Source organism: Serratia quinivorans (assembly GCF_946227985.1).
Taxonomy (GTDB): Bacteria; Pseudomonadota; Gammaproteobacteria; order Enterobacterales; family Enterobacteriaceae; genus Serratia; species Serratia quinivorans_A.
The window spans coordinates 25,607-45,425 of record NZ_CAMKGL010000015.1 but is presented as its reverse complement, the minus strand read 5'-3'; the positions used below and the strand labels follow the sequence as shown (position 1 = coordinate 45,425).

The window sequence follows — 19,819 nt, the reverse complement described above, 5'->3', positions numbered from 1 at the left end:
CTTAAGAAATTGCATCTACAGTTCAGAGGTAGTCATGATCAAGAAAATCGGTGTACTGACAAGTGGCGGTGATTCGCCGGGTATGAACGCTGCGATCCGTGGCGTTGTGCGTGCTGCACTTTCAGAAGGTCTGGAAGTTTTTGGTATTTACGATGGCTACCTTGGCTTGTACGAAGATCGCATGGAAAAATTGGATCGCTACAGCGTGTCCGATATGATCAATCGCGGCGGCACCTTCCTTGGTTCAGCCCGTTTCCCGGAGTTCAGAGATGACAGCGTACGTGCCAAGGCGATTGAAAATCTGCAAAACCGCGGCATTGATGCGCTGGTGGTAATTGGTGGTGACGGTTCCTATATGGGGGCTAAACGCCTGACGGAAGAGGGTTTCCCTTGTATTGGCTTGCCGGGCACTATCGATAACGACGTGGCCGGTACCGACTATACAATCGGTTTCTTCACCGCGCTTGAAACCGTGGTGGAAGCGATTGACCGCTTGCGCGATACCTCCTCTTCACATCAGCGTATTTCTATCGTTGAAGTGATGGGGCGTTATTGTGGCGATCTGACGCTGGCGGCGGCGATTGCCGGCGGTTGCGAGTTCATCGTGTTGCCTGAAATTGAGTTCAACCGCGAAGATCTGGTGTGTGAAATCAAAGCCGGCATCGACAAGGGTAAAAAACACGCGATTGTGGCAATCACCGAGCATATCTGCGATATCGATGAGCTGGCACGCCATATCGAGCAAGAAACCAAGCGTGAAACCCGCGCTACCGTGTTGGGGCATATTCAGCGCGGCGGCTCTCCGGTAGCTTACGACCGTATTCTGGCTTCCCGCATGGGGGCTTACGCCATCGAACTGTTGTTGCAGGGCTACGGCGGCCGCTGTGTCGGTATCCAAAACGAGAAGATGGTTCACCACGACATCATCGATGCGATCGAAAACATGAAGCGTCCATTCAAGGGCGACTGGCTGGAAACGGCGAAAAAGCTGTACTGATCCCGTTTTAATTCAGTCAACAGAAGCCTCCGCATGCGGAGGCTTTTTTATGCCTGCTGCGGTTATATTCCAGAATCGTCTAGCCCAACATTTTTTATTCTTTAATTGATAGCCAAGTTTCTGGCAGGCTCTGATGCTAAATCAACCGATTGAGGTTGCGATTATTTTTCCTGGGGGAGCGAGTCGATGCGTATGCGTAAATGGGGTGTAGGTCTGACAATAATGCTGCTGGCGTCCGGCGCCATGGCGAAAGATATCCAATTGCTGAACGTTTCATACGACCCGACGCGCGAATTCTATCAGGAATACAACACCGCATTCGGTAAATACTGGCAGCAACAGACCGGCGATAAAGTCACGGTGCGTCAGTCGCATGGCGGCTCCGGCAAGCAGGCGACTTCGGTGATTAATGGCATTGAGGCAGACGTGGTGACACTGGCACTGGCCTATGACGTAGACGCTATCGCCGAGCGCGGGCGCATTGATAAAGAGTGGATCAAACGTCTGCCGGACAATTCGGCGCCTTATACCTCGACCATTGTGTTCCTGGTGCGCAAAGGCAACCCAAAACAAATTCATGACTGGGCGGATTTGATCAAACCGGGCGTCTCGGTAATCACTCCGAACCCGAAAACCTCTGGCGGCGCGCGTTGGAACTATCTGGCGGCCTGGGGTTACGCGCTGCATCAGAACAATAACGATCAGGCCAAGGCGAAAGACTTCGTTAAAAACCTGTACAAGAACGTCGAAGTACTGGATTCCGGTGCGCGCGGTTCAACCAATACCTTCGTTGAACGCGGTATCGGTGATGTGCTGATCGCTTGGGAAAATGAAGCGCTGCTGGCGGAAAAAGAGCTGGGCAAGGACAAGTTTGAGATTATCACTCCAAGCGAATCGATTCTGGCTGAACCGACCGTGTCGGTGGTGGATAAAGTGGTTGATAAACGCGGGACCCGTGATGTGGCTACGGCTTACCTGAAGTATCTGTATACGCCGGAAGGGCAGACCATCGCGGCGAAAAACTATTACCGTCCGCGCGATGCGGCGGTGGCGGCCAAGTTTACCGACCAGTTCCCGAAACTTAAGCTTTTCACCGTGGATGATACCTTTGGCGGCTGGACTCAGGCGCAGAAGGTGCACTTTGCCACCGGCGGCGTGTTTGACGAAATAAGCAAACGTTGATGCTCAATTGGCACCAATAAAAAACCCCGGCTTGCCGGGGTTTTGTTATTTATAAGCCGGGTGAAATCAGGCTTTTTTAGCGGCAGCAGCGGCTTTGACGATCACAGCGAAAGCATCGGCTTTCAGTGATGCGCCGCCAACCAGCGCGCCGTCGATGTCCGGCTGAGTGAACAGCTCGGCAGCATTTTTGTCATTCACGGAGCCGCCGTACTGGATGATCACTTCTGCAGCCACGGCTGCGTCCTGCTTGGCGATGTGATCGCGGATAAATTTGTGTACTGCCTGTGCTTGCGCAGGGGTAGCAGACTTACCGGTACCGATAGCCCAAATTGGCTCATAGGCGATAACCGCGCCTTTAAAGGCTTCTGCACCCTGGGTTTTCAGTACGGCGTCGATCTGACGTGCGCAAACTTCTTCGGTTTTACCCGCTTCGTTTTCAGCGTCAGTTTCACCGATGCACAGCACTGGGATCAGACCGGCAGTTTTCAGCACGGCAAATTTCTCGGCGATCGCAGCGTCAGTTTCTTTGTGGTAAGTGCGACGCTCGGAGTGGCCGATGATGATGTATTGCGCACCAATATCTTTCAGCATGTCGGCGGAAACTTCACCGGTGAATGCGCCGGACAGGTTTACGTCTACGTTTTGGGCGCCCAGAGCGATGCGGCTGCCGGCCAGTGCGTGCTTGGCCTGGTCCAGGTACATGACCGGTGGTGCGATAGCGACGCCACAACCGTCAACGCTGCTCAGTTCATTGCGCAGCGCGGCGATCAGTTCGTTAACCATGTGAGTGCTGCCGTTAAGCTTCCAGTTACCCATAACTAATGGATGACGCATGTTTTTTCCTCCAACAAGGGAACGCGAGAGTCGAAATAACCACTGCCGGACCGGCAGTTTACCTGCCCAACAGTATAGAGATGATTAAGCGCGAAGGCTTTGCTTTTCGTCATTAAATGACCGCCTGTTACGGCTCGGATAGCGTCAGCTTAACCGGTTCAACAGCGAAAGTTACCCCTTTATCGCCGTTGTCCGCTACCACATAACGGATCGCACCGACCTGCTGTTGGTAAAAGCGTGACCCTTTGCCTTTCTCCAGCAGGTTGGCCACTTTGCTCAGGCTTTTTTCCACCGTCAGCGCCGGTTCAAACTGGCGCATCAGTGCGGCCATATAGTTGATGGCAATGGTGCGGGCAGCCTTTTCTTCGCTGCTTTGCTGCAGCGGCAGATGGGTAATTTGCAGCGTTTTGATTTTGCCGGTGCCCTTTTCCAGCGCAGTGGAGGCGTAGAGATTTTCATTCAGCTTGCTGGCGGCACGCGTCAGCAGTGGCGTATCGTCCTCTGCGGTTGCGATGGCGCGAAATTCGCCAATCGGCAGCGTCGGGTTGTCGCGGTTATATTTTTCGCGGAATTTTACCACCGTCAGATCAAACGTCGGCGCGCCGGCCTGCAGGTATGGCGCTGTGGGTGATGTACTGACTGTGGCATCCGGCGGATCGGCCCAGGCGCTGCTGATACTCAGCAACAGGCAGGCGATAGCGATGGTTTTTCTCAGCATGGTATAACACGGCATCAAGAACAAAGATGGCTCCGATTAAAGCGATAACCGAGGGGGATTGTCAAAGATCCCGCGCCATTATCAGCTTGCTGACAGGAAAGCTGTGCGTTACTCCGCGTAATGCAGGGCAGAAATCTTCGCCCGGCAGTGCCTATGTTACACTGCACGGCAGAATATGGGCAGGCTAACAACGCAGGATTCAATGACAATACAACAGTGGTGCTTTTCGTTTAAGGGCCGAATTGGGCGGCGTGATTTTTGGATTTGGATGGTGCTGTGGCTGGTGCTGATGGTTGTGGCTTTTTCTCTTGCCAGTCGTGAGCTGGTGGATATTCAGACCATCGCATTCTTTATCGTGGGCTTGCTATGGCCGACGGCGGCGGTGCTGGTGAAACGGCTGCATGATCGTAATAAAGCCGGTTGGTGGGCATTATTGCTGATCCTGGCGTGGTTGCTGGCGGCGGGTAACTGGCAAATGCTGGCACCGCTCTGGCAATGGGGCGTCGGGCGTTTTATCCCGACGCTGATCATTGTGATGATGATGATCGATTTGGGCGCCTTTGTCGGCACGCCCAATACCAACCGTTTTGGCCCGCCGGCCGAGCCGGTGAAGTTCAGCGGACAATGAGGCCGGAAGCTACCAGTATTGCTCGCTGGTGATATGGCCAGGCTTGCGGCGCAGGTGTTTGCGCATCTGCCGCTGATCCTTCAACGTTTGCTGGGTATCCCGCACCATTTGCGGGTTACCACATAACATTACATGGTCGGTTTCCGCGTTGAGGGGGAATCCTACCGCCGCTTCCAACCGGCCATCCTCGATCAGCGCCGGTACACGGCCGGTCAGCGAGCCGGTGACCTCTTCGCGGCTGACAATAGTCTGAATACGCAGTTTGCCGTTGTAACGCTGCTGTAATTGCTGCATTAGCGGCAGGTAGCTGAGATCGCGCGCAAAGCGGGTGGCATGCACCAGCACCAGATTTTTAAAGCGTTCCAGGTCTTTACCTTCCTGCAGCATCGACAGGTAAGGGCCGATAGCGGTGCCGGTCGCCAACATCCACAGGGTGTCGCATTCAGGCACTTCCTCCAGCACGAAAAATCCGGCGGCTTCTTTGGTCACCATCACTTCGGAACCCGGCCGCAGCTGATTGAGGCGTGGGCTCAGTTTGCCTTCCGGCACGGTGACCAGGTAAAACTCCAGGTTCGGATCGCTGGGGGCATTGACGTAGGAATAGGCGCGTTGCACGCGTTCGCCGTCAATTTCCAGCGCCAGTTTGGCAAATTGCCCGGCGATAAAGGGAGCAATGGGGGCATGGACGGTGATGCTGAACAACCCGTCGGTCCATTGCGTGACTTGCGTAACCTTGCCATTAACCCAGTCAGCCATACTCTAAAGCTCCAATGGTCGAATCAAATAAGCGCAATGTCGTGAGCCGGAAATAGCGTGCGCGGTACGCTCTATGCGATAACCCTGGCCAAACAAACGGTTAAACAGTTGCAGCTCCGAGTTGCACAGGCTGCTGCAGGCGGTGGCCGCCACGCCGATGGGGCAGTGGTTTTCCACCAGCAGCATGCCTTGCGGATGCTCTAACAGTTCGGCCATGTAGCCATCATGCTGCCGCAGGCGCACCAATCGGGCGAGTTTGGCCTGATGGCAGTCTTCCCCAGACAGTTCTTCAGCATAGCGTTGATAAAGTTTGTCTTCGCGCGCGCTGAGCAACTGCTCCACCCCATCGGTGCCAAACAACTGATGGGCAGATCCCAACAGCTCTGTCGCCAGCCGATCGTGGCCATTGGCAAACTGGGCGTGGCCCTGACAGGTCAGTGACCAGTAGCGTGTGGGGCGACCTACCTTGGTTCGCGCTTCCTCGTAACCCACCAACTCACGTTTTTCCAGAGATTGCAGATGCTGACGGATACCCATGGGGGTGATGTCCAGACGCTCAGCCAGCATTTTGGCGGAATGCGGCCCCAAGGTTTTTAACTGCAATAAAATCAGCTCTGTTGTCTTCATAAACCCAATCCCTATGGCGTTATTTTATTTCAAGATGATGAAAATAATTATCGATTAAATGCTAAAGCCAAACTATTGAAAGTTTGCCATTTTTAACCCATAAGCAGTAGACGTACAGTTTAATTTACGAGGCTGGTTGGCTTTGCTGCCACTGTGACGGAGATCAATATCTGTCTGAAACTCGCTAAAAAAATCAAATTTGTTAGCTTATGCCGCCATAGAGGGCTGCTCGCCGTTCTGGCTGATTTTGGGGCCATACCGGGACGCTGTGACGAGTTAATACGTTAACGAAGATAATGAGAAAAATTGAAAACTTTCACCTGTTGGTGATGCTTACCCTGTTAGTGGCCGTCGGTCAGATGGCACAAACCATTTATGTCCCCGTGATTGCTGATATTGCCAAGGATCTGTCGGTGCGCTCCGGTGCCGTGCAGCGCGTGATGGCGGCTTATCTGATGACCTACGGCTTCTCGCAGTTGATTTACGGCCCGCTGTCGGACCGTATTGGCCGTCGGCCGGTGATCCTGGCCGGGATGATGATCTTCATGATGGGTGCGCTTGGCGCGCTGTTGTCCACGAACCTGACGATGCTGGTTGCCGCCAGTGCCATTCAGGGGATGGGGACCGGTGTGGCGGGGGTGATGGCGCGAACCATGCCGCGTGACCTGTATGCCGGTACTTCGTTGCGCTATGCCAACAGCCTGCTCAACATGGGCATTCTGGTCAGCCCGTTGCTGGCACCAATCATCGGTGGGGCATTGGCGATGATATTTGGCTGGCGCGCCTGTTATGCCTTCCTGTTGGTGCTGTGCGCCGGTGTAGCCTTCGCCATGTTCCGCTGGCTGCCGGAAACCCGACCGCAGCAGACTGAAAAGCGGCGCATGCTGGCAAGCTTCCGCAAGCTGTTGGCGGACAGTACTTTTAGCTGTTATCTGGTGATGCTGATCGGTGCTCTGGCAGGGATCGCGGTATTTGAAGCTAGCTGCGGCGTGCTGATGGGCGGCGTATTGGGCCTTAGCGGACTGACCGTCAGTATCCTGTTTATTCTGCCCATCCCGGCGGCGTTCTTTGGTGCCTGGTATGCCGGTCGTGACGGCAAAAGCTTCCACAGTCTGGTGTGGCATTCGGTGATCAGTTGCCTGTTGGCCGGCCTGATGATGTGGATCCCCGGGTGGTTTGGCGTGATGAACATCTGGACGCTGATTGTGCCGGCTGCGCTGTTCTTCTTTGGTGCCGGGATGCTATTCCCGCTGGCCACTACCGGGGCGATGGAGCCGTTTCCCTATCTGGCCGGTGCGGCTGGCGCATTGGTTGGGGGCATGCAAAACATGGGCTCCGGCCTGGCGACCTGGCTTTCTGCCATGCTGCCGCAGACCGGGCAGTTCAGCCTCGGCCTGTTGATGTTTGCCATGGCACTACTGATTCTGCTGTGCTGGTGGCCGTTATCGCACCGGATGCAGCATCAGGGACATACCGTATAAAACGAACAGGGCGCCTTCGGCGCCCTGATTATTTACAGCAGGAATTCGTGCAGCGCCGGGTCTTTACGATCCAGATAGTGGGTCGAGCGTATGCGGCGGATAGTGCGTGATTTGCCGCGGATCAGCAGAGTTTCCGTGGTGGCCATATTGCCCTGACGGCTAATGCCTTCCAACAAATCGCCCTTGGTGATGCCGGTAGCGGAGAAAATCACGTTGTCGTTGCGCGCCATATCATCCAGCAGCAATACCCTGCCGGCTTCAATTCCCATCTCTTTGCAGCGCGCCAGTTCTTCCTCGCCGATGCGTCGATTCTCGGCGCTGTCGCCCTTCACCTGGTGGCGTGGTAACAAACGTGCTTGCATATCGCCATCCAGTGCGCGGATCACCGCAGCGGAAATGACCCCTTCAGGCGCGCCGCCGATACCGTACATCACGTCGACTTCACTGTCGGGCATACAGGTCAGGATCGAGGCCGCCACGTCGCCGTCGGGGATAGCGAAGACGCGCACCCCGAGTTGCTGCATCTGGGCAATCACGCCGTCGTGACGCGGCTTGGCCAGAATGACCACCGTCAACTGACTCAGCGGTTTGCCCAGACATACCGCCACCTTGTTCAGGTTCTCGGCCAGCGGCAGGTTAAGGTCGATAGCGCCGCGTGCTGCCGGGCCCACCACCAGTTTTTCCATATACATATCAGGGGCGTGCAGGAAGGTGCCGCGATCGCCCACCGCCAATACTGCCAACGCATTGGGCTGGCCCATGGCGGTCATGCGGGTGCCTTCGATCGGGTCGACGGCGATATCCACCGCGTCGCCCTGGCCGCTGCCGACCTGTTCGCCGATATACAGCATTGGCGCTTCATCAATTTCGCCTTCGCCGATCACGATGCGGCCATCGATATCCACCTTATTGAGCATAATGCGCATTGCGTTGACCGCAGCACCATCGGCAGCGTTCTTATCGCCGCGTCCCAACCATTTGTAGCCCGCCAGCGCGGCGGCTTCGGTAACACGGGAAAATTCGATGGCTAATTCACGTTTCATGGCAAAACCTGTCTATGAGAAAGGGAGAAAATATCGACAAAGTTTATCACAGCGGGCGATGGTGGGGCGGGGCAAAAAAAACGCGCCACCCGGAGGCAGCGCGTGATGGGGTTAACCTGACGCAAACAGCGTTAGTCGTGCTCTTCCCAAGCTTGCGCGCGGGCGACCGCTTTTTTCCAGCCGCTGTAACGGAAGTTACGCTCGGTAGTTTCAATGCTTGGACGGAACTCACGCTCGATGACCGCCTTGCTCTTCACTTCATCCAGGTCATTCCAGTAGCCGATAGCCAGGCCGGCGAGGAATGCCGCACCCAGCGCAGTCGACTCACGGACTTCAGGACGCTCTACACGGGTGCCGAGGATGTCAGACTGGAACTGCATCAGGAAGTTGTTGGCGACCGCGCCACCGTCCACACGCAGCGATTGCAGACGGGTGTTGGAGTCAGCCTGCATGGCATCCAGCACGTCGCGCGTTTGGTAGGCAATGGATTCCAGCGTTGCACGGATGATGTGGTTGCTGTTCGCGCCACGGGTCAGACCGAAGATCGCGCCACGGGCATACGGGTCCCAGTAAGGCGCACCCAGACCGGTAAAGGCAGGCACCACATACACGCCGTTGCTGTCTTTCACCTTGGTGGCGAAGTATTCGGAATCGGCTGCATCGCTGATCAGTTTCAGCTCATCGCGCAGCCACTGAATAGATGCGCCGCCGATGAAGACTGCGCCTTCCAGCGCGTAGTTCACTTCGCCGCGTGGGCCGCAGGCGATAGTGGTCAGCAGGCCATGGCTGGAACGTACCGCTTCTTTGCCGGTGTTCATCAGCAAGAAGCAGCCGGTGCCGTAGGTGTTTTTCGCCATGCCCGGTTGAACGCACAGTTGGCCGTACAGTGCCGCCTGCTGGTCACCGGCGATACCGGCGATAGGAATACGCGTACCGCCTTTACCACCGATGTTGGTCTGGCCGTACACCTCTGAGGATGGACGGACTTTCGGCAGCATGGCGCGAGGGATATCCAGCGCTTCCAGCATGCGCTCATCCCAGTCCAGCTCATGGATATTGAACATCATGGTGCGCGAGGCATTGGTGTAATCGGTCACATGCACCCGCCCTTGGGTCATTTTCCACACCAGCCAGGTGTCGACGGTACCGAACAACAGCTCGCCACGCTTGGCGCGTTCACGGGCACCTTCAACGTTATCGAGGATCCATTTTACCTTGGTGCCGGAGAAGTACGGGTCAACTACCAGACCGGTGTTGTGGCGGATGTACTCTTCCATGCCATCGCGTTTGAGTTTTTCACAGATATCGGCGGTACGGCGGCATTGCCAGACGATAGCGTTATAGATCGGTTTGCCGGTCTCTTTTTCCCAGACGATGGTGGTTTCGCGCTGGTTAGTGATGCCGATACCGGCGATTTGATCGGAGTTGATGTCGGCTTTGGCCAGCACTTCCACCAGCGTGGAGCTCTGTGATGACCAGATCTCCATTGGGTCATGCTCAACCCAGCCGGCTTTCGGGTAAATCTGCGTGAATTCACGCTGCGACACCGCAACAATATTGGCATCGTGGTCCAGCACTACGGCACGTGAACTGGTCGTTCCCTGGTCGAGAGCGACAATGTATTTTTTTTCTACAGTCATGATTTTAGTCCTGCTGTTGTTAACCGTTTTAAAACTGTGCCAATCACGCTTTACGCTGCTGAGCCTTGGCGGCGGGTTTTTCTTCTTCTACGCAAACGTCACACGGCAGATTGCGGCCAATGAGCATGCGGTAGCCGAAGGCACCCAGGCAGGCACCGATGATTGGGCCAAAGATTGGCACCAGGAAGTACGGGATATCACGTGCACCGGTGAAGGCCACTTTGCCCCAGCCGGCCAGATAAGCGAACATTTTCGGACCGAAGTCACGGGCCGGGTTCAGCGCAAAGCCGGTCAATGGTCCCATAGAGGCGCCGATCACGGCAATCAGAATACCGATTAACAGCGGTGCCAGCGGACCACGTGGAATGCCGTTGCCGTCGTCGGTCAGCGCCAGGATCAGGCACATCAGGATCGCGGTAATCACCGTTTCAACCAGGAAAGCCTGGCCCACGGAGATGTGTGCATTAGGGTAGGTGGAGAAGATGCCGGCCAGGGCCAGGCTTTCGTCGCTGCCACGCACCATATGGTTGGCCGCTTCAAAATCGAAGAACAGATTGTAATACAACCCGTAGACCAGTGCTGCTGCGCAGAAGGCTCCAGCGATCTGCGCGACGATGTAAGGCAGTACTTTGCGTCCGTCAAAGCAGGCGAACAGCCACAGTGCGATGGTGACTGCCGGGTTGAGATGCGCACCAGAGATGGCAGCGGTCAGATAGATGGCCATGGCAACGCCCAGGCCCCAAATGATACTGATTTCCCACTGGCCGAAGCTGGCGCCAGCCAGTTTCAACGCGGCAACGCAGCCTACGCCAAAAAATATCAACAGGCCGGTGCCGAGAAACTCGGCGATACATTGGCCTTTTAGGGTCGGACTGGTGGTTTGGCTCATAATGTTGTTGTCCTGCAAAACGGCGGTTATGGGTTTATAGGCTCTGGGTGTGTATCGATCTGGCCTATGGGTACAGTTTTTTTCATCTCGTCCAATTATTAATTGAGGACGTGATGTAAATTTATCGTTAACGAACATAAACGAGAAATAGCGAAATCAAAATGTGTGTGCTTCGTCATAAAATTGAGCGAATTCGCGTCGTTTTGTGTTCTTTCTGCTCCATAAAACTGTGATCTGACCAGTGATTTGGCCATCATTCGTTAACAAACCAATTTATGCACGGTGGGTATTTTCAGTTTTTGCTGATGGTCGCGGCAGGAAAATTGCAACAGACTGCGCGTTGAGCCGGATGTTGCTAGACAGTCGGGGACAGGCTACTTACAATCGTTTTTATCGAAAGAAGCGTTTTATCGAGACAGGCGCGTTATTTTCAATAAAAGCGTGTGTCACTTGGCGCGATGCATATTCGCAGCAGTTGCAACCAAAGTTGCGGCCGTTACCTATAGATGTACGCCTTGCTATCATGAGGGGACTGAAGAATGTCATTTGAAGTATTTGAGAAATTGGAATCAAAAGTTCAGCAGGCGATCGATACCATCACCCTGCTGCAGATGGAAATTGAAGAGCTGAAAGACAAAAACAACACTCTTTCACAGGAAGTTCAGGCTGCCTCCGGCAACCACGAATCGTTGGTTCGCGAGAACCAGCAACTGAAAGAAGAGCAGCACGTATGGCAAGACCGTCTGCGTGCGCTGTTGGGCAAAATGGAAGAAGTCTGATTCCGTATTGCACGATCGAAAAGGGCGCCTAAGGCGCCCTTTTTCCTATCTGAAGATTACTCGATATCGAGTGGATCCTCAGAGAGGATAATACCGGTATTGTCGGCATACAGATGATCGCCGGAGAAGAAGGTCACACCGCCGAAGTTAACGCGGATGTCGCTTTCGCCAATGCTTTCACTGGCGGCGCCGACCGGAATGGCCGCCATTGCCTGAATGCCGATGTCCATCTCTTCCAGATCGTCGACCTGGCGAACCGCGCCGTAAACCACGATGCCTTCCCACTCGTTCTGGGTGGCCAGACGTGCCAGTTCTGCGTTGATCAGGGCACGACGTACCGAGCCGCCACCGTCAATCACCAGGACGCGACCGCGGCCGTTTTCTTCAAGCAGCTCGAATAACAGACCGTTATCCTCAAAGCATTTCACCGTAGTGATTTGCCCGCCAAATGAAGTACGCCCGCCAAAATTGGAGAATAGAGGCTCAACTACGTTCACCTCTTCGTGATAGATGTCGCAAAGTTCGGAAGTATCGTATTTCATAGGATTTTACGTCTGTTTGCCGCTGGAATAACCAGTATATCCCTTTATTCGCCCTGTTGGCAAAATCATCAGTTCGATGGCTAACTGAGCACCACGCCGATAGCGAACAATATATTGGCCAGTAACGCCGCCTTGACCATATGCTCAAGCATCGGCCGCATACCGGCTGGCGTAGGGTCACGCAACACGCGCAAGCCATGGCGTACCAGCAACGGGATAGCCAATACAAACAGCCAGCCCCACAGGCTATGCAGGTTGAGTAACGTGAACAGCGTAAAGCACGCCACCGCGCCGATCAGCAGCAACAGATGGTAATAACGCGCCTTCTGCGGCCCGAGCCGGACTGCCAGGGTATTCTTGCCGTTGGCGCGATCGCTTTCGATATCGCGCAGATTATTGATATTGAGCACGGCCGCTGCCAGCAGGCCACAGGCGGTGGCCGGCAGCATTACGATGCTGTCAAAGGTGTGGGTTTGCAGGTAGAAGGTGCCCGCCACGCTCAGCCAGCCGAAGAACACCAGCACCGAGATATCGCCCAGTCCCAGATAGCCGTAAGGTTTGTTGCCGACGGTATAGGTAATGGCGGCAACGATAGAAAGCCCGCCCAATACCAGGAAACCCACCACATCGCTGGGCTGTTCACAGGCCACGGCGATCAGTGAACTGCCGGCGATGGCGATCAGTACCACCGTCACCACCAACGCCCGTTTCATCTGTGCCTGGGTGATCATGCCTTTTTGCATACCACGCAGCGGCCCGATGCGGTCTTCTTTGTCGCTGCCTTTTATTGCATCGCCATAGTCGTTCGCCAGGTTGGAGAGAATTTGCAGCAGGCCGGCAGTCAGCAATGCCAACAGCGCCACGCCGGGTTTCAGGCTACCTTGCCAGGCGGCAATGGCGGAACCGACGACGATCGAGGCAAAGGCCAGCGGCAGGGTGCGTGGTCGTAAACTTTCAAGCCAGGCTCTGGCCGGGGAGATACTAGTTGATGAGCTCATTTTTCGCTTCAGAGTTAGTGGCTGTGTCCGTTAGAAATAATTGTGGGAGGCAAAATGCCTCCCACAGATGACTGACTGGACATGATTGAGCGATTATAGGATAAAACGACTCAAATCTTCATCCGCTACCAGTTCATCCAGATGATTACCTACGTAATCCGCATCAATTGTAATGGATTGACCGTTAATTTCACTCGCATCATAGGAAATATCTTCCATCAGGCGCTCAAGCACGGTGTGTAAACGACGTGCGCCGATGTTTTCGGTGCTTTCGTTAACCTGCCATGCGGCTTCGGCGATGCGGCGGATACCTTCGGCGGTGAACTCGATATTGACGCCTTCGGTGCCCATCAGCGCTTTATACTGCTCGGTCAGCGAAGCGCTTGGCTCGGTCAGAATACGCTCGAAGTCTTCGGTGGTCAGCGCCTGCAACTCAACGCGGATCGGCAGACGGCCCTGCAGTTCCGGGATCAGATCCGAAGGGCTGGCGGTCTGGAATGCGCCGGAAGCGATAAACAGAATGTGATCGGTTCTCACCATCCCGTGTTTGGTGGAAACGGTACAGCCTTCCACCAGCGGCAGCAGGTCGCGCTGCACACCTTCGCGAGAAACGTCAGGGCCGGAGCTTTGGCCGCCGCGCTTACAGATTTTGTCGATCTCGTCGATAAACACGATGCCGTGCTGCTCAACGGCTTCGATCGCCTGTTCTTTCAACTCTTCCGGGTTCACCAGCTTGGCAGCTTCTTCTTCCACCAGCAGTTTGAAGGCTTCTTTGATCTTCAGCTTGCGTGGTTTCTGCTTTTGGCCGCCGAGGTTCTGGAACATTGACTGCAACTGGTTGGTCATTTCTTCCATGCCGGGAGGAGCCATGATTTCTACGCCCATCGGTGCGGCAGCCAGATCGATCTCAATTTCCTTGTCGTCCAACTGGCCTTCACGCAATTTCTTACGGAATGCCTGGCGTGCCGAGGACGGCTCCTGATGCTCTTCTGCCTGGCCCCAGTTGTTCTTGGCCGGTGGGATCAACACATCAAGGATACGTTCTTCCGCCAGTTCTTCGGCGCGGGTACGGTTCTTGTCGATGGATTGCAGACGCACCATTTTGATCGCAGCATCGGTCAGATCGCGGATAATAGAATCCACTTCTTTCCCAACGTAGCCCACTTCGGTGAACTTGGTGGCTTCAACCTTGATGAAAGGCGCGTTGGCGAGTTTCGCCAGACGGCGGGCGATTTCGGTTTTACCGACGCCGGTCGGGCCGATCATCAGAATGTTCTTTGGGGTGACTTCATGGCGCAGCATCTCGTTGAGCTGCATCCGGCGCCAGCGGTTACGCAGGGCGATGGCAACGGCACGTTTGGCTTTGTTCTGGCCAATGATGTAGCTGTCCAGTTCGCTGACGATCTCGCGCGGGGTCATTTCAGACATAGTATTCGATCCTTACGCTTTGGAAGGCAATTCTTCAATGGTGTGGAAATGGTTGGTGTAAATACAGATGTCACCGGCGATGTTGAGAGATTTATCAACAATTTCGCGGGCGCTCAGCTCGGTATTTTCCAACATCGCGCGGGCGGCTGCCTGGGCGTACGGACCGCCGGAGCCAATCGCAATCAAATCATTTTCAGGCTGGATCACGTCACCGTTGCCGGTGATAATCAGCGAAGAGTTTTCATCCGCTACTGCCAGCAGCGCTTCGAGCTTGCGCAGCATGCGGTCGGTACGCCAGTCTTTCGCTAATTCAACGGCTGCTTTCACCAGGTGACCCTGGTGCATTTCCAGCTTGCGCTCGAACAGCTCAAACAGCGTGAAGGCATCCGCGGTGCCACCGGCAAAACCGGCAATCACTTTGTCGTTATACAGGCGACGCACTTTCTTGACGTTGCCCTTCATTACCGTATTGCCCAAGGTAGCCTGGCCATCGCCACCGATCACTACCTGGCCGTTACGGCGTACGCTTACAATTGTTGTCACGAGCAGACCCTCGTTGAAGACGGAAAGAAGCCCTCGCAGTATCTGCTTGCGCAGACACTACGAGGCATTTGAGAGTATAGATGGGGGGGGATTGAAGCTTTTCAACCCCCAACGGAGAGGGGAATGCAACTTGACATGCCTACGCCCTTCAGGCGCGACAGGGTTTTGTCCGCAGCCGCCCGGCTGCTGTATGGGCCGAGCACCACACGATTCCAGCCACCGCCGGCGGTGATACGGCTTTCAATGCCTTCAAACGCCAGGCGCGCGCGCACGGATTCTGCCTGATCGGTTGCGCGGAACGAGCCACACTGCACCATCCACTTTTGCTTCGACTCTGGCTTGGTTTCCTGCTTGGCCGTTTCCTGTGTCACTTCCGGTTTGGTTTCAGGTTTCGGCTGCGGTTTCGGCTCTGGATGCTTAACCTGCACCGGCGGCTGCGTTACCGGCTGCGGCTTGGGTTGTGGCTTCGGCTGAGTCGGCTGCTGTACCGGTGCTGTTGTCGTGCCGTTGTTAAACGGGTTACGCGGTTGAGTCACCGGAGGTTGCTGCACTTGTTGCTGCTGAATCTGCTGCTGTTGCACCTGCTGCTGACGGCTACGTGCTGCAGCCTGTGAAGGGTCGTTATACGGCACTTCATTGAGCTGTGTCGGACGTTGTTGCATATCCGCCTGCATTTGATCCAGCAGTTGGCGCTGTTCTGCAGTGAGCTGAGTCTTGGCGTTGGCTTCACCGCCTGCCGTAGGTTCGGTCGGGGTTTGCACGCCAATCTGGCGATTTTCCAGCTCTTTGATGTAGCGCCAGCGTTCCTCCGGTTTCGGCGGCAAGCCGTTACCCGGACGAGTGCTGTGCACAGGCAGCAGCGGCGCGTCATCCGGCTTGTTGTGCGTAATGAAATAGAGGCCACCGATAAAGACAACCAGAAGTGCGACGGCCAACGCCAACACGGTTTTGGATACCTTCGGAGAACTGCGTTTTTTACGGCTGGGGGTTTTACGCTTGGCTCCTGCTGCGCGCCCACGGCTTACATAGTCTTTTTGTGCCACTATTATTCCGCTGTGTCCTGATGAGGGGATAAGTCCGTCATGTTACTGAACCCTAAAATATTTGACTAGCGTTTAGGAGCAGCGGTGCTGCCTCTGATAATCAATTCACTGTCCAATAGCCGAGAGCCGCTTGCCACGGTCTGCCCGTGTAGCTGCTCCAACAGCAATAACATTGCCTGCTGGCCAATTTGGTAGCGCGGTTGAGCCACTGTGGTTAACGGTGGATCGCAATACTGCGCCAATTTGATGTCGTCAAAGCCGATAATAGAAAGGTCCTGCGGTACCCGCAGCCCCATCTTTTTCGCCTGCGACAGCACGCCGATTGCCATTACGTCACTGTGACAGAACACTGCCGTCGGTGGTTTTGGCTGTGCCATCAACGTTGCCAGCGCCTGAGCGCCAGCTTCGTAGGTGAAATCACCCCGGGTAATATAGCTGCTTTCGACGTTAATGCCATTACGACGTAGCGCCTGAATGTAACCTTGCAGGCGATAATGGCTGAGCGGCATCTGCTCCGGCCCGGCGACACAGGCGATTTGCTGGTGGCCGAGCTGATGTAAATAATGTACGGCTTCGAAGGCGGCGGTCAGGTTATCGATGTGCACCGTCGGCAGTTCCAGCTCCGGAGCAAACTCGTTGGCCATTACCATCGGCGGCAGGTTGCGCTGCTCTTCCTTGCTGGCATCGAACGGCAGGTTGGAGCCGAGCAGCAGCATGCCATCGATTTGTTTGGTGATGATCAGGTTGACGAAGGTGCGTTCCTGCTGGTTCTGCTGAGCACAGTCACCAATCAGCACCAGGTAGCCCTGTTGTGCGGCGGTTTGCTCGATCCCCTGGATCACATCGGCGAAAAACGGATCGCAAATGTCGGGGACGATCACCAGGATAGTCCGGGATTCGTTACGCTTGATATTGCGTGAGAGGGCATGAGGAGAATAGCCCACGGCCAGCACGGCCTGTTCCACTTTCTGACGCGTCGGCGTTGACACCTTTTCCGGGTTCATCAGCGCACGTGACACGGTTGCCGTTGAAACGCCCGCCATTTCGGCAACGTCTTTCATGGTTGCCATGGATAATTCTTTCTTGTGTTCCAACGCCTTTCTCCTTGCGTTAGCCCCATGCCAACGCGACGACTTCAGTTTGCTCACAAATTCTGGCGTGCGGTGGTGTTGTTATCATTTAGCGCCATCCGCGCTCAAACATTCCGTCACTGTCCTGCAGGAGGTGACAAAATTGCCTTCGCAGTTATTCTAAACAGAATACGTCCTGCCTTTGTTACCTAATTTGCATAAAAAGTGTGACCTGGGAAGGTTTTTTAGCGTTCGCTCGCAATTTCAAGGGTAAACGTTTGCATTGGATGAACTGAATCGGACTTTTCTGGGTTCAGCTGTCTATCGGATCGATGTCCAGCGTCCATTTCACCTTGCGTGCCTGTGGCAGGGTACTGACCAGTGGCAGGGAACTTTTCATTAACTGCTGAAGTACCCGCCGGGAAGGGTGTTGCAGCAGCAGTTGCCAGCGGAAACGACCGCCGCGTTTCGACTGCAGCGCCGGGACCGGCCCCATCACCCATAGCGAGTCGTCTTTCAGCGGGCTGGCTTCCAGCAGATTGCGCAGTTGCTGCAGGAATTGGGGGGCCTGCTGGTTATCGTGATCTTCCGAACGCACGATGATATGGCTGGTATAGGGCGGCAGGAACACGCTGTTGCGTTCCGCCAACGTCTGTTTGGCAAAGGCGTCGTAACCCTGTTGCAGCAGAATTTGCAGCAGTGGGTGTTCCGGATGGTGGGTCTGCAACAAGACCTCGCCGGGCTTACCGGCACGGCCGGCGCGACCGGAGACCTGGGTATACAGCTGGGCAAAGCGCTCGGCGGAACGGAAGTCGGCCGAGAACAGAGCGCCGTCGACATCCAGCAGTGCTACCAGCGTCACATCCGGGAAGTGGTGGCCCTTGGCCAGCATCTGGGTGCCGATCAAAATGCGCGAACCGCCGCGGTGAATATCCGCCAGATGCTGTTCCAGTGAGCCTTTGCGGCTGGTGGTGTCGCGATCGATACGGGTGATCGGCGTTTCCGGGAACAGCGGTGCCAGTTCGTGTTCCAACTGTTCGGTACCGACGCCGACTGACACCAGATGAGTCGAGCCGCACTGCGGGCACTGGTGGGGGACCGGACGCTGGCTGTCACAGTGGTGGCAGCGCAGTTGACGATGATTCTGGTGGAAGGTGTAGTAATGATCGCAGCGCTGGCACTCGGCGATCCAGCCGCACTCGTGGCACAACAGCGCCGGTGCGTAGCCGCGCCGGTTAAGAAACAGCATCACCTGATTACCGGCCTTCAAATGGTGCTGCATGCTTTTCAGCAACGGCTGCGACAGGCCGACCTTCAGCGGCAGGCCTTTCAGATCGATCAGATGCTGTGTCGCCGGTTTGGCATTACCTGCACGCTGGGTGAGTTTGAGCTGGCGATATTTACCCAGTTGCACATTGTGCAGCGTTTCCAGTGCCGGGGTGGCGGTGCCCATGACCATTGGGATGTTTTCCTCGCGGGCACGGAACACTGCCAGATCGCGGGCGTGGTAGCGCCAGCCTTCCTGCTGTTTATAAGAACTGTCGTGTTCTTCGTCGATGATGATCACGCCCAGGCGTGAAAACGGCGTAAACAGCGCCGAGCGGGTGCCGATAACTATTGCCGCCTCGCCGCTGCGGGCGCGTAGCCAGACTGCCAGCCGTTCACTGTCGTTAAGCCCGGAGTGCAGCACTTCCACCGGGGCGTTGAAACGTTCGCGAAAACGGGCAATGGTCTGCGGCGTCAGGCCGATTTCCGGCACCAGTACCAATGCCTGTTTGCCCTTCGCCAGGATGTTTTCCAGTACGCTGAGATAGACCTCGGTCTTGCCGGAACCCGTAACCCCGGCCAGCAACCAGGTGGCGAACTGCTCGTCTTCGCTGCGAATGGCACCCACGGCGGTTGCCTGTTCGGTGTTCAACCGCAGCCGTTCACCCAGCACTTCAAAACCGGGCCGCCAGTCCTGCGTCGCTACCGTCTGAGAGCGTAAATCGATCAGCCCCTTGGCGCGCAATGCCTGCAAGGCGCTCTCGGTTAATTCCAGTTCACTGACCTGATGGCGATAGACCGGACGTTGCAGCAACGCGGCCAGCGCTTGCTGCTGCTTGGGGGCGCGTTTCAGGCTTTCCGGCAGCGTAGCGCGGCCCTGTTCGGTAGCGAACCACTGCCACAGCGGCGCCGTTTCTGCCGGTTTTCCCTGACGCAGCAGGATAGGCAATGCGTGGAACAGCACTTCACCGATTGGGTAATGGTAGTAGTCGCTGGCCCAGCGCAGAATGCGCCACAGGCTGGGTGAGAACAGCGAGGCGCTGTCGAGAACGCTGTCGATGGGTTTAAGCTTGTCCAGCGGCAATTCGCTGGTTTCGCTGCAGCCGGTGACGATGCCGATCGCCCGTTGCTTGCCCCAGGGCACACCTACGCGCGCGCCGACCGCCGGCTGCAGGCCTTGCGGCAGCAGATAGTCGAAGGTGCGGGCGAGGGGGACCGGCAAAGCAACGTGAACAACAGGCATGGGGTCATCCAGAGTGAAAAAAATAGTCCATCAGTTTACACTGCGCATCGGCAAATGTACGGTTGCGATTGCGCGGCATTTTAAATTTCTGTATGATTTGCCGCCTTTGGTA

The 19,819-nt window shown here is 55.6% G+C and carries 19 protein-coding genes; 5 read left to right on the top strand and 14 right to left on the bottom strand.

The genetic code is table 11. The annotated features are described in order from the left end of the window. Nucleotides 1–34: 34 nt before the first annotated feature. Both pfkA and OCH02_RS23800 read left to right on the top strand, forming a co-directional pair. Nucleotides 35–997, top strand: a complete 963-nt coding sequence (gene pfkA, locus OCH02_RS23805) for a 6-phosphofructokinase (RefSeq protein ID WP_012147481.1) — start codon at nucleotides 35–37, stop codon at nucleotides 995–997. A 192-nt stretch (nucleotides 998–1,189) separates the two neighbouring features. Continuing rightward, the gene (locus tag OCH02_RS23800) at nucleotides 1,190–2,179 is read left to right on the top strand and encodes a sulfate ABC transporter substrate-binding protein (protein WP_261433335.1); all 990 of its coding nucleotides are present in this window, start codon (nucleotides 1,190–1,192) and stop codon (nucleotides 2,177–2,179) included. 66 nt (nucleotides 2,180–2,245) lie between these two features. Here the strand turns inward: OCH02_RS23800 and tpiA are convergent, their stop codons facing one another. Continuing rightward, nucleotides 2,246–3,013 (bottom strand): triose-phosphate isomerase, encoded by a 768-nt coding sequence (tpiA, locus tag OCH02_RS23795; RefSeq protein WP_012147479.1) that lies wholly within the window; start codon nucleotides 3,011–3,013, stop codon nucleotides 2,246–2,248. Between the two features lie 127 nt (nucleotides 3,014–3,140). Further along, nucleotides 3,141–3,731 carry a YiiQ family protein gene (locus tag OCH02_RS23790; RefSeq protein ID WP_261433265.1) on the bottom strand — a complete coding sequence of 197 codons (591 nt, stop codon included), beginning with the start codon at nucleotides 3,729–3,731 and terminating at the stop codon, nucleotides 3,141–3,143. Between the two features lie 202 nt (nucleotides 3,732–3,933). Between OCH02_RS23790 and OCH02_RS23785 the strand changes: the two genes are divergently transcribed. Further along, nucleotides 3,934–4,359, top strand: a complete 426-nt coding sequence (locus OCH02_RS23785) for a DUF805 domain-containing protein (RefSeq protein ID WP_261433263.1) — start codon at nucleotides 3,934–3,936, stop codon at nucleotides 4,357–4,359. Nucleotides 4,360–4,368: 9 nt separating this feature from the next. Here the strand turns inward: OCH02_RS23785 and fpr are convergent, their stop codons facing one another. Further along, nucleotides 4,369–5,115: a ferredoxin--NADP(+) reductase gene (fpr, locus tag OCH02_RS23780; RefSeq protein WP_261433262.1), complete on the bottom strand. Its 747-nt coding sequence runs from the start codon at nucleotides 5,113–5,115 to the stop codon at nucleotides 4,369–4,371. 3 nt (nucleotides 5,116–5,118) lie between these two features. Continuing rightward, nucleotides 5,119–5,742, bottom strand: coding sequence for a helix-turn-helix transcriptional regulator (locus OCH02_RS23775; protein WP_261433261.1), 624 nt, complete (start codon nucleotides 5,740–5,742; stop codon nucleotides 5,119–5,121). A gap of 296 nt (nucleotides 5,743–6,038) precedes the next feature. Between OCH02_RS23775 and emrD the strand changes: the two genes are divergently transcribed. Continuing rightward, nucleotides 6,039–7,223, top strand: a complete 1,185-nt coding sequence (gene emrD / locus OCH02_RS23770) for a multidrug efflux MFS transporter EmrD (RefSeq protein ID WP_012147474.1) — start codon at nucleotides 6,039–6,041, stop codon at nucleotides 7,221–7,223. 32 nt (nucleotides 7,224–7,255) lie between these two features. Here the strand turns inward: emrD and glpX are convergent, their stop codons facing one another. The 3 genes from glpX to OCH02_RS23755 form a co-directional block, all read right to left on the bottom strand. Continuing rightward, nucleotides 7,256–8,266 carry a class II fructose-bisphosphatase gene (gene glpX, locus OCH02_RS23765; RefSeq protein ID WP_261433260.1) on the bottom strand — a complete coding sequence of 337 codons (1,011 nt, stop codon included), beginning with the start codon at nucleotides 8,264–8,266 and terminating at the stop codon, nucleotides 7,256–7,258. 131 nt (nucleotides 8,267–8,397) lie between these two features. Next, complete coding sequence (gene glpK / locus OCH02_RS23760) at nucleotides 8,398–9,906, bottom strand: glycerol kinase GlpK (protein WP_130382914.1); 1,509 nt, start codon at nucleotides 9,904–9,906, stop codon at nucleotides 8,398–8,400. Between the two features lie 43 nt (nucleotides 9,907–9,949). Continuing rightward, on the bottom strand, nucleotides 9,950–10,795 hold the full coding sequence (locus tag OCH02_RS23755; protein WP_012147471.1) for an MIP/aquaporin family protein: 846 nt from the start codon (nucleotides 10,793–10,795) through the stop codon (nucleotides 9,950–9,952). Between the two features lie 539 nt (nucleotides 10,796–11,334). On the opposite strand from OCH02_RS23755, the gene zapB reads away from it, so the two are divergent. Beyond that, entirely contained in the window at nucleotides 11,335–11,574 is a 240-nt protein-coding gene (gene zapB, locus OCH02_RS23750; protein ID WP_012147470.1) for a septal ring assembly protein ZapB, read from the top strand. 56 nt (nucleotides 11,575–11,630) lie between these two features. On the opposite strand, the gene rraA is transcribed toward zapB, so the two are convergent. The 7 genes from rraA to priA all read right to left on the bottom strand — a co-directional run bounded on the left by rraA (nucleotide 11,631) and on the right by priA (nucleotide 19,707). Then, nucleotides 11,631–12,116, bottom strand: a complete 486-nt coding sequence (gene rraA, locus OCH02_RS23745; RefSeq protein ID WP_012147469.1) for a ribonuclease E activity regulator RraA — start codon at nucleotides 12,114–12,116, stop codon at nucleotides 11,631–11,633. Between the two features lie 80 nt (nucleotides 12,117–12,196). Beyond that, nucleotides 12,197–13,114: a 1,4-dihydroxy-2-naphthoate polyprenyltransferase gene (locus OCH02_RS23740; RefSeq protein ID WP_261433259.1), complete on the bottom strand. Its 918-nt coding sequence runs from the start codon at nucleotides 13,112–13,114 to the stop codon at nucleotides 12,197–12,199. 93 nt (nucleotides 13,115–13,207) lie between these two features. Then, entirely contained in the window at nucleotides 13,208–14,542 is a 1,335-nt protein-coding gene (gene hslU / locus OCH02_RS23735; protein ID WP_261433258.1) for an HslU--HslV peptidase ATPase subunit, read from the bottom strand. Between the two features lie 12 nt (nucleotides 14,543–14,554). After that, nucleotides 14,555–15,085: an ATP-dependent protease subunit HslV gene (hslV, locus tag OCH02_RS23730; RefSeq protein ID WP_012147466.1), complete on the bottom strand. Its 531-nt coding sequence runs from the start codon at nucleotides 15,083–15,085 to the stop codon at nucleotides 14,555–14,557. Between the two features lie 101 nt (nucleotides 15,086–15,186). Further along, nucleotides 15,187–16,128: a cell division protein FtsN gene (ftsN, locus tag OCH02_RS23725; protein WP_261433257.1), complete on the bottom strand. Its 942-nt coding sequence runs from the start codon at nucleotides 16,126–16,128 to the stop codon at nucleotides 15,187–15,189. 65 nt (nucleotides 16,129–16,193) lie between these two features. Further along, entirely contained in the window at nucleotides 16,194–17,222 is a 1,029-nt protein-coding gene (cytR, locus tag OCH02_RS23720; RefSeq protein ID WP_135318502.1) for a DNA-binding transcriptional regulator CytR, read from the bottom strand. Nucleotides 17,223–17,511: 289 nt separating this feature from the next. After that, nucleotides 17,512–19,707 (bottom strand): primosomal protein N', encoded by a 2,196-nt coding sequence (gene priA / locus OCH02_RS23715; protein WP_261433255.1) that lies wholly within the window; start codon nucleotides 19,705–19,707, stop codon nucleotides 17,512–17,514. Nucleotides 19,708–19,819: the final 112 nt, after the last annotated feature.